A 634-nucleotide genomic window follows, 5' to 3' on the forward strand; every position below is an offset into this window, starting at 1 on the left:
GTGAGGCGCGAGCTGCGCTCATGGGCGGCAAGGACCATCTGGCCGCGGTCGGAGAAGAGCAGCGTGTCGCTCTCCCAGTGGCCGGGCACCCTGCGATCGTCGGCCTCGGCGGGGCGCTGGTCGAGGGCGACGCGGTCGCGGAACCGCCGCAAGGGATCGCCGCCCTTGCGGCCGCGCCGGCCGCGGCGCGACTTGGCGCGCGGCAGATAGAGCCGCCAGGCGAAGTCCTGGGTCCGCGCGATCTGGGCATGGATGAAGCGATAGATGCTCTCGTGGCTGAGCACCGGGCGGCCGGCATCCAGCGCCAGGCGTCCGGCGACCTGCTCGGGCGACCAGCCGGCGGCGAGCCGGTCGAGCACTGCTTCGCGCAAAGGTGCGTCGCGTGCCAGCCGCGCACCCGTCCAGCGGCGGGCGCGGGCCTGCTGGTCGGCATAGTCGGGCCGATAGCCGATCTGGCGACCGGCATTGCGGTTTACCTCTCGAGCAATCGTCGATGGCGGGCGATCCAGAGCTGCCGCGACTTGCCGGAGCGATTGCCCGGCTTCGCGAAGCCGGGCAATCGCACACCGTTCCGCATACGAGAGCTGTCGGTACCTGGTTCCCATCGCAACACCTCAACCTGGTGTTGCACTTC

The 634-nt window shown here is 70.8% G+C and carries 1 protein-coding gene; it reads right to left on the bottom strand.

All coding sequences use genetic code 11. The features are described from left to right. Positions 1–605 (bottom strand): IS30 family transposase (locus ACBY01_RS17175; RefSeq protein ID WP_416462206.1); only part of this gene is annotated, 605 nt, incomplete at its 3' end. Between the last annotated feature and the right edge of the window lie 29 nt (positions 606–634).

Source organism: Sphingomonas mangrovi (assembly GCF_047975845.1).
Taxonomy (GTDB): Bacteria; Pseudomonadota; Alphaproteobacteria; order Sphingomonadales; family Sphingomonadaceae; genus Sphingomonas.